Here is a 9,094-nt window from a genome sequence, read left to right as displayed (position 1 = left end):
TATATTTACATGAATGGCTTGAAAAAATAGGAAAATAATTTATGAAAATCTAAATAAAATACTATTGACATTAACGCTGCGTAATAGTTTATAGTAATCTTGTGAGGAGGTAAAAACATGGAATATACTGTACAAAAACTAAGTAAACTCGCGGGGGTAAGTACCAGGACACTTAGATATTATGATGAAATAGAAATTCTTAAGCCGGCAAGAATTAATTCATCAGGATATCGTATTTATGGTCAGGAAGAAGTGGATAGGCTGCAGCAAATTTTGTTTTATAGAGAGCTTGGAGTAAGTTTGGAGCATATAAAAGAAATAATAAACCAACCTTCCTTTGATGGAAAGACTGCCCTTAGAGAGCATCGCATGAAACTCCTCGAGAAAAGAAATCAACTAGATTTATTAATAGCTAATGTGAATAAAACAATAGCCCAAATAGAAGGAGGCACTAAAATGACAGATCAAGAAAAATTTGAAGGATTTAAGCAAAAGATGATTGAAGATAATGAGAAAAAGTATGGTAAAGAAATAAGAGACAAGTATGGCGAGGAAAAAGTTCGTAAGTCAAATGAAAAGCTAAAGCATATGACAGAGGAAGAATACAATGAAGTAACAAGTTTAGCAAATGAAGTGATCGCGACGCTTGCAGAAGCTATTAAAACAGGTGATCCAGCAAGTGAACTTGCGCAAAAAGCAGCGGAGCTTCATAAAACGTGGCTGACTTACTACTGGAGTGATTATAGCAAAGAGGCTCACGCAGGATTGGCACAGATGTACGTTGATGATGAAAGATTTAAAGCTTATTATGATGAACAACAACCTGGAACAGCAGAGTTTTTAAGAGATGCTATTTTGATCTATACGGATTTAAAGAAGTAATAATTCAGAAAAAGTGATTGGATACACCAATCACTTTTTTGTGATTTAATTGAGCGATATTACTGTTTTAGGAATAAATAATAAAGGAAGATTCATAAGTTAAAGGAGTACTAGCATTTGGTACTAATAAAAATGAAGTGGAGGGGTAAATATGTCAGGTGTAGCACTTATCATTACTTTTATTGTAGCAGTTGGTATCATGATTGTAAGCATTTCAAAATTTAAGGTGCATCCATTTATTGCAATTATGGGAATAGCCTTATTGCTAGGAATAGTGGTGGGAATTCCGCTTAAAGACTTGCCGGGAACGATTGGAGGCGGCTTCAGCAGTACTTTTACAAGTATAGGTATTGTTATTATTTTAGGGGCTTTGATAGGAGTCATTTTAGAAAAAACTGGAGCGGCTGTCAAATTAGCTGATATGGTTATAAGCGTAGTTGGTGAAAAGAAACCAGAGCTTGCTATACTCATTATGGGTTGGATTGTATCTATTCCTGTTTTTTGTGATAGTGGGTTTGTTATTCTTAATCCTATTAAAAAAGCTATACGTAAAAGAACCATGACATCGAGTGTAGCCATGACTGTTGCACTTTCAGCAGGACTTTATGCATCGCATGTATTTATTCCACCTACCCCAGGACCTATTGCAGCAGCAGGCGCAGTAGGACTTGGGAGCAATCTGTTACTTATTATGGGTCTTGGTTTCTTAGTTTCCATTCCTACCTTAATAGCAGCTTACTTTTATGCTAAATACATAGGCAAACGCGTAAAAGCAGAAGAAGAATTACAAGATAGTCAAGAGGTTATTAAATCATATGAAGAATTAGTTAAAGAGTACGGCACACTTCCCAATGGTTTTTTAGCCACTGCACCTATTATTGTTCCGATTCTTTTAATGGCGTTGGGTTCAGTTGGATCAGCTCTTAAATGGGAAGGCACTTTAATGGCATTAGTAGCATTTCTAGGTGCGCCTATGATTGCACTAACAGTCGGGCTTGTTTTTGGTATTATTTTACTCGCCTTTGCAAATAAAATGGCAGACTTTAATGCATTGACAAATGAAACACTTCAAGTAGTAGGACCCATTCTCTTTATTACAGCAGCAGGGGGCGTATTAGGACGCGTGATTACAACAGCTGGTTTTGTAGAATATATTCAAGAAAATGCAAGCTTTTTATCAACTGTAGGTATTTTCTTCCCATTCCTTATTGCAGCTATTTTAAAATCAGCACAGGGGTCTTCTACAGTTGCGATTACAACTACAGCTGGTATTATGGGATCATTTTTAGAATCAGGAACAATGATGCAGGCACTTGGACTTACAACGCCTCTGGCAGCAGCGTTAACGGTAATGGCTATTGGAGCTGGAGCTATGACAGTCTCTCATGCGAATGATAGTTACTTCTGGGTAGTTACTAATTTTGGAAAGATGAAAGCGCAAGATGGCTATAAAACACAGACGATGGTAACGCTTGTTATGGGGGTTGTTGCGATGGTAAGTATTTTTGTTATTTCATTATTTGCATTATAATATATGTGCATACGTTTTTTATTGTCAGATATAGTGAAGGGATGTTTTTGTAATACTTTTATAAAACATTAGAAACCTAAAAAGAAATAGAGTCAATTGCTGGCTCTATTTCTTTTTAGGCAAAAAAATAAGACTTCATCAAGCAGATGATCATTTTATGATAAAATAGTAAAAAAAGTAGCAAACTAAAATTGTTGAATAAATAAAAAAGAATCTAAAAAGACTCAGATGAAAAAATAAGAAGGGACTGAATAAGATGATAAAATGTTTTGCGCCTCTTATAGATAATAGATGTAAAATATTAATTTTAGGATCTATGCCTGGGGTGAAATCACTGGAAGAACAACAATATTATGCACATCCAAGAAATTACTTTTGGCGTATTTTATATACACTGTTTGATGAGAAGTATGAAACAGATTACAAAAAGAGAAAAGCCTTTATTCTAAGTCATCACATAGCCTTATGGGATGTTCTTAAAAACTGTGAAAGAGAAGGGAGTCTGGATACAGCTATTAGAGAGGAAGAGGTCAATGATTTTGATTTTCTATTTAAAACCTATCCTAACATTAAATTCGTATTTTTTAACGGCTCAAAAGGATATGAAACTTTTAGAAAGAAGATAGGTTTTAAATATGACGGCATAACTTTTGAAAAACTACCTTCTACAAGTCCGGCCCATGCGATTAAGTTTGAAAGTAAATTAAAAAGCTGGCGTACTATTTTTCATTGCTCTTCAATGAATTGAATTATTTCTTTACTAAATTTATCCCTTTGGTCGTAGAATAAGCCATGTCCGCTTAATTTAAAAGGAACAAGTTTAGCGTTTTTAATACCTTTTTTCTGTATTTCAGCAAGCTGATATAAGCATACTTTATCATGTATACCGTGAAGAATTAAGGTGGGTACTTGTATTTCATTCAGATCATAAAATAATTTTTCTTCACCGAGCCAAGTTTTGGCGACTGCTGCAGTAGCCCAAGAAGCAGCTTGTAGTCCCAATCTGAAGAACCAATCGGAGAAAGCATCAGTTATATACTGAAAGAAAAATGTATTCCCAAAATCTCTCAGCATTTTAGGGCGATCATTATACGTTCCATGAATTATATTTTCTACAACCTCCTTCTTTGAACCATAAGGGAAATAAGGTCGTTCAATCAAACTTGGAGCTGCTGCAGCACAAAGTACAAGCTTAGATACACCAAAGGCTTTGTGCCTAGACATATATCTGACAGCTATTGCACCACCAGTGGAGTGACCGACTAAAGTAATATTTTTTAATTTAAGTGATTCAATCACACATCTCACATCATCCGATAAGCGGTCATAATCATAGCCGGTAAAAGGTCTGTCAGATTTGCCAAATCCTCTTTGATCTAAACCAATACATCGATAACCAAGCTTAGGCAGCTGATTGAGCTGGTATTCAAATAATTCATGACTTCCTGGCCAGCCATGTAGAAATAATATGACTTTTTTGCCTTCAGGATTAAGATCTTCTAAATAAACATTTATATCTGGTTCAACCATAATATAGTATCCCAAGAGAATACCTCCATTAATATAATTTATACACTAATATTTTATTGTTTTGGAAGTAAATGTGTGATGAGAATTGGATTATAAAATAAATAGAAAACAAAATATAAAAAATAATTTATTAAAAATGGCATAAGTTGTCAGATTCTAGAAATGTTGTACGAATATAATTATTGAAAGATATGGAAAGCTAATAAGAAGGCAGGTGATAATGTGGCAACAGATAATGAAATTATAGAGCTTCTAAGAACTAAAAAAGACAAAGGGTTAGAATGCATGATGGATACCTATATGGGCCTTGTATATAGCATTGTACATAATAAAATTGCCACAATCTGCAGTAAAGAAGATATTGAGGAGTGCGTAAGTGATGTATTCTATGAATTATATAGAAACAGTGAAAAAATAGATTTAAATAAAGGATCAATAAAAGCTTTTTTAGCGCTAGTTGCAAAACGAAAAGCCATTGATATTTATAGAAAGTATTATAAGCAAAAAAGCAAAGTTATCTCTATTGAAGACTTTAAAGAGTCAGAACTTGATTATTTAAGTAGTGATTATAAAAATGCAGATCAGGATAAAGAAATAAGAGATAGGGTAATAGAAGAAATTAAAGCTTTAGGCGAGCCAGATAGTGAAATGCTCATCCGTAAATATTTCTTTGAACAGCCTTCAAAAGTGATTAGTGAAGCAATGGGCATTAAAGTTAATACAATCGATAAAAGAATTTCTCGGGCGCTTATCAAATTAAAGAAAGTTTGGGAAGGGGGGGATAAAAATGTTAACTGATCTATCAGAATTATTTGATGAATGTAGTTTAGAACAAGTTAATCATTTACTAGAGCAGGATATAGCCTTGAAAATAGATGAGAAGACATCAGCAAGAATTAAGTCATCCGTACTAAGAAAAGCAGGCATAAAAAAAAATAGAGTATGGCATTATTATTCTAAAAACATGCTGGGTGTTTCTGTAGTTGCATGTTTAATTTTTGTAATTACAATGATAGGAAGTTATAATTATTACCAAATGCCAGTAGCTTATGTAGATGTGGATATTAATCCAAGTATAGAAGTTGGTGTTAATAGATGGGATAGAGTTGTATCCGTTAAGGGGTATAACAGTGAAGGAAAAGATATTCTAAAGGTTAAGCCTATTTTAAATAAAGAGTTGAAAGAGGCGATCAAAGATATTGTTGAAACAGCAAAGCTTCAAGGGTTTTTATCTGAAAAAGATGAAGGAGCGATTGCCCTAACCTCAGTGACGGATGATACTAATAAAGCGCAAGACCTCATAGAGATTTGCAAAGACGCTATAGAGCACTATGCCATGGAGGAAAAAATAAATCTTGAAATAGTTACAGCACATGTAGCCCTGCAAAAGAGAGAACTGGCAGAAGAGATCGGTATAACAGCCGGTAAGCTTCAGTTAATTTATAAGCTGCAAGTTTTAGATGATCAAGTAACAATAGAAGATTATAAAAGTTATACAGTTAAAGAGATTGTCAATCAAATAAACAGCCTTAAAAAGGATAATGGTCCTGATAATACAAAAGAAGATAAGGAAGACAAAGCAGGTAAAACTGAAAAAAAAGAACAAAAACAAATAGTAAAAATAAATACGGATCAACAAATTAAAGATCAAGAAAAGAGTGAAGCCAAGAATAAATCAGAAATAAAACTTGAACGTCAAGAAGAAGGAGCTAAAAAAGAAAACAGCCAAAAGGATGATAAAGATAATAGTCAAAAAAAAGATTCAAACAATAAACAAGATAGTAGAGAGAAGAAAGTAGAATCTAACCTGGATATTAAAAAAAATAGCAATATAAATAATAGCTACAATAATAAAAAGGATAATAAGGAAAATAACAAGGGAAACAATAGGAATGAGAGAACAAGATAAAAGAAGTAAGTATCTATAAAATACTTCACATAAAGTTAAATAAACTAAGGGAGGATTTAAAATGAAACAATTAACAAAAAAAATAAAGAGTGGTGTTTTTTTAGGGACTTTAGTGGCAGTAAGTTTCACACTAACTGCAAAACCAGCCTTAAAAACTATTAAGGCGTATCTTAATCCCACTATTTCTTACACGTTAAATGGGGAAAAGGTACTTGAAGATACTAAAACAATTAATTATGATAATAAGACCTATATCCCATTAGCTGATGTAGCAAAGATCATGGATATGCAGATTAAGCTTGAAAATAATACGATGATAATGACTACAAAAACAGCTACACAGCCAGGTGAGGAAAAAGAGTCCGTTTTAATTCCAGAAGCAATTATTAAGGCTGTAGATGCAGCACATAAAAAAGTCATAATTCTTAAAAAAGAAAGTGAAGATAAGATAGAGAACTATATTGTTTTAAATATCTCTGATCAGACTAAAATTTCACATGAAGAAAATAAGAAAGTGTATACTGTAGAAGATCTTAAAACAGATATGCGGGTAAGCGTAACACATGCTAAAGAAATGACATATTCCCTTCCACCACAAACATCGGTATTTGAAATAAAGATGCTTACCGTAGATACTGGAAAAACTGAAGAGGAAAAAGATGATGCAGATAAAAAAGATAAAGAAGATGATGAAGATGAAAAAGATGATAAAGGCGAAAAACAGACCACACTTAAAAATGTTAGAATTATAGAAGTTAATAATGGCGCAAAATATATTGTTGTAGAAGCTGCGGCAAAAGACAAAGGTTCATTTAAAATAGCATTTGATAATAAAATTAAAATTAAATATGAAGGTGAAAAAAAGCAACCCAATGTAAATGCATTAAAGGCTGGCCAAATGATAGATATTAAGATAGGAAATTCAGATTCAGAGTTATTTAAAATACTTGAAGTTACTGTAAAGAAATAGATAAAAGAAGGCCTTTCAATGAACTGATCCCAATAAATTAGACCAAAAAATCTAACTTGTTGGAGGTCAGTTTTTTTATATGCTATAATATTTTTAATAACTTTGAACTTAAGAAAGAGATAAGGAGATATTTATGAAAAATGTTAATTGGGCGATTATAGGATGTGGACAAGTGACCGAGGTGAAAAGTGGCCCAGGACTCTATAAAGCCAACCACTCTAACTTAGTAGGTGTTTTCAATAGAAACTACGATAAAGCAGTTTGTTATGCTAAAAGGCATGGGGTAGAAAGGGTATATCATACTGTGGAAGCGCTTTTGTCAGATGAGGATGTTGATATTGTATATATTGCAACACCACCTTTATTTCACAAGCAATACGCACTTGCGTGTTTAGAGGCTGGTAAGATACCTTATGTTGAAAAGCCGGTAGCCATGAATTATAAAGAGTGTCTGGAGATTAAAAGTTTATCAGAAAAACTTAAAATACCTGTTTATGCAGCATTTTACAGAAGAGGCTTAGAGAAATTTATTAAAATTAAAGAACTTCTTGATAATAAAGAAATTGGTGAGATTAGATATGTCTATGTTACACAGATCATGAAGGTTGAAGAGGCAGAACTTGATAGAAACAATTTACCTTGGCGAGTTAAACCAAATATATCAGGAGGAGGAAAATTTTTAGACATGGGGATTCATGTGCTTGACTGTTTAACATTTTATTTTGGCGATATAATATCTATGACGGGCATAGTAGAAAATAAAGGTGGCTATTATGAGGCGGATGATACGATTGCAGCAACCTTTAAATTTAGAAATGGCATTATAGGTTCTGGGACCTGGTGTTATGTTGCAGATAAAGATATCAATGAAGTACAGATAGTTGGGGATAAGGGCAGAATTATATATGATGGGTTAGCTGTTAAGTGTTTTACTGTTATTAAAGATGGCACCCCAGAAGTTTATAGATTTGATGAACCTGAACATGTGGCAATGCCTTATCAGCAAGCAATAGTTAATGAGCTAATAGGTAAAGAAAAAAGTTTTGCAAATTTTGAAGAAGCTGTTAATTTGATGAAAATGACAGACAAGCTGCTTGAGGCGTATTATAAAATAGAGTTTTAGTTATTTTTATAATACTGATGCTTGAATCAATTTTATTCTTAGTATAAGATTTATATAGAATATAATGAAGATAACAAATATTTTATAATCTATCATTTAAGAATAGAAGAAGGTGGATTTATGGACTTGATCAGTATTATTGTGCCTATTTATAATGTTGAGAAGTATCTGGCTAAATGCTTAGATAGTATACTTGCACAAACTATACCAAATATAGAGATAATACTTATTAACGATGGCTCTTTAGATAGCAGCTTAGTAATATGTAAGCACTATGCAGCTAAAGACAAGAGAATATGCGTTGTTGATAAAATTAATGAGGGGGTCGCTCAGGCCAGAAATACGGGTTTAGATTTAGCAAAAGGAAATTACATAGGATTTGTAGACCCAGATGATTGGATAGAACCCCAAATGTATGAAAGTATGTATAATAAGTTAGTTCACTCAGAACATGCTGTTTGTTTATGTAATTATTACAAAAATGATAGACTCGGAAGTTCTCCTAAATTTTTAAGAATAAAAAAAGATATTTTAAATAAGCAGGAAGTCATAGATGATATAGTAGCTAATATGATAGGGATAGATGATCTTATGCCTAAGTATACCTATATTATGGGATGTGTATGGCGATGCCTTTATAAAAAAGAATTTATTGATAAACACAATCTTAGATTTAAAAAAGGTGTTACTATTATGGAGGATCTGGTTTTTACAGTAGAAGCTTTGTTAAAATCTGATGGGTTATGTATAGATCATGGGGTTTGGTATCACTATAGGCGTAATCCTAAATCAGTACTTCATAGCTATAATCCTAATATGTGGGAAGATCAAATCTATGTACACCATCTTTTAGAAGAGTTATTAAAAAAAGAAAAACTTGCAGACTATATGTTAAACAGGTTGGATATACGTTATATAGGGATGGCATTTTGTGCAATATACAATGCAACCAGCAGACATAGTAAAGAGAACAGAACACAGATTACAGAAAAGATGAAAAAAATAAGAGCAATATGTAATGATGAAAAACTTAAAAGAGCACTAGATAGAGTCAAACCCATTCAAAAGCCAAGCATTTTTAAATAGCTCGTATCATATGATAATAGAAAGTGTTTTCTAGGTGGATTAATAAACTAAGTATATTTAAGA

Annotated in this window: 9 protein-coding genes; 8 read left to right on the top strand and 1 reads right to left on the bottom strand. The window is 32.8% G+C overall.

The window, feature by feature from the left end; translation table 11 throughout:
* Window positions 1–117: 117 nt before the first annotated feature.
* The 3 genes from BN3326_RS16120 (at window position 118) to BN3326_RS16110 (ending at window position 3,161) form a co-directional block, all read left to right on the top strand.
* Window positions 118–882 carry a MerR family transcriptional regulator gene (locus tag BN3326_RS16120; protein WP_070000295.1) on the top strand — a complete coding sequence of 255 codons (765 nt, stop codon included), beginning with the start codon at window positions 118–120 and terminating at the stop codon, window positions 880–882.
* A 151-nt stretch (window positions 883–1,033) separates the two neighbouring features.
* A complete protein-coding gene (locus BN3326_RS16115) occupies window positions 1,034–2,413 on the top strand; it encodes a GntP family permease (RefSeq protein ID WP_070000294.1) in 1,380 nt (459 codons plus the stop codon).
* Between the two features lie 256 nt (window positions 2,414–2,669).
* Entirely contained in the window at window positions 2,670–3,161 is a 492-nt protein-coding gene (locus BN3326_RS16110; RefSeq protein WP_070000293.1) for a DNA-deoxyinosine glycosylase, read from the top strand.
* Here the strand turns inward: BN3326_RS16110 and BN3326_RS16105 are convergent.
* Window positions 3,140–3,958 carry an alpha/beta fold hydrolase gene (locus BN3326_RS16105; RefSeq protein WP_070000292.1) on the bottom strand — a complete coding sequence of 273 codons (819 nt, stop codon included), beginning with the start codon at window positions 3,956–3,958 and terminating at the stop codon, window positions 3,140–3,142. The two genes, BN3326_RS16110 and BN3326_RS16105, sit on opposite strands and share 22 nt — an antisense overlap.
* A gap of 207 nt (window positions 3,959–4,165) precedes the next feature.
* On the opposite strand from BN3326_RS16105, the gene BN3326_RS16100 reads away from it, so the two are divergent.
* The 5 genes from BN3326_RS16100 to BN3326_RS16080 all read left to right on the top strand — a co-directional run bounded on the left by BN3326_RS16100 (window position 4,166) and on the right by BN3326_RS16080 (window position 9,031).
* The gene (locus tag BN3326_RS16100) at window positions 4,166–4,741 is read left to right on the top strand and encodes a sigma-70 family RNA polymerase sigma factor (RefSeq protein ID WP_070000291.1); all 576 of its coding nucleotides are present in this window, start codon (window positions 4,166–4,168) and stop codon (window positions 4,739–4,741) included.
* Entirely contained in the window at window positions 4,731–5,852 is a 1,122-nt protein-coding gene (locus BN3326_RS16095) for an anti-sigma-I factor RsgI family protein (RefSeq protein ID WP_070000290.1), read from the top strand. The genes BN3326_RS16100 and BN3326_RS16095 overlap by 11 nt, the downstream gene beginning before the upstream one ends.
* A 61-nt stretch (window positions 5,853–5,913) precedes the next feature.
* Window positions 5,914–6,822 (top strand): hypothetical protein, encoded by a 909-nt coding sequence (locus BN3326_RS16090; RefSeq protein ID WP_070000289.1) that lies wholly within the window; start codon window positions 5,914–5,916, stop codon window positions 6,820–6,822.
* Between the two features lie 133 nt (window positions 6,823–6,955).
* Window positions 6,956–7,945 (top strand): Gfo/Idh/MocA family protein, encoded by a 990-nt coding sequence (locus tag BN3326_RS16085; protein WP_070000288.1) that lies wholly within the window; start codon window positions 6,956–6,958, stop codon window positions 7,943–7,945.
* Window positions 7,946–8,065: 120 nt separating this feature from the next.
* Window positions 8,066–9,031, top strand: coding sequence for a glycosyltransferase (locus BN3326_RS16080; protein WP_070000287.1), 966 nt, complete (start codon window positions 8,066–8,068; stop codon window positions 9,029–9,031).
* Window positions 9,032–9,094: the final 63 nt, after the last annotated feature.

This window comes from Cellulosilyticum sp. I15G10I2 (genome assembly GCF_900095725.1).
Taxonomy (GTDB): Bacteria; Bacillota; Clostridia; order Lachnospirales; family Cellulosilyticaceae; genus FMMP01.
Note: the sequence above shows the minus strand (reverse complement) of the source record. Positions and strands in the feature narration are given on the sequence as shown.